Raw genomic sequence first — 278 nt, forward strand, 5'->3', positions numbered from 1 at the left:
TCAATACATTCACCTGGCAGCGCTGTACACGGTAAGCAATTGTAATCATCAGGATTATATAAAGTCACTTTGACAGGGCTGTTAACCGCGTTTGATAAGTCATCAATTAAGTGCTGTTTTACTACATCAATGCTTTCAAATCGGGTTTGGTTAAAGCTATTTAAATAAAGTTTAAACGACTTTGACTCAATAATATGGCTGCTTTGGCATTCAAAGGTAAATAAGGCTACGGCAACTTGCGGTTTACCTTTATTGTTTAGCCATGAAAGCTCGTAACC

At 37.4% G+C, this 278-nt stretch carries 1 pseudogene; it reads right to left on the bottom strand.

The annotated features are described in order from the left end of the window. A pseudogene (gene queF, locus AAEY57_RS19790) lies at positions 1-278 on the bottom strand (NADPH-dependent 7-cyano-7-deazaguanine reductase QueF); the annotation flags it as partial.

It is taken from the genome of Pseudoalteromonas sp. MER144-MNA-CIBAN-0113, assembly GCF_040308965.1.
Taxonomy (GTDB): Bacteria; Pseudomonadota; Gammaproteobacteria; order Enterobacterales; family Alteromonadaceae; genus Pseudoalteromonas; species Pseudoalteromonas tetraodonis.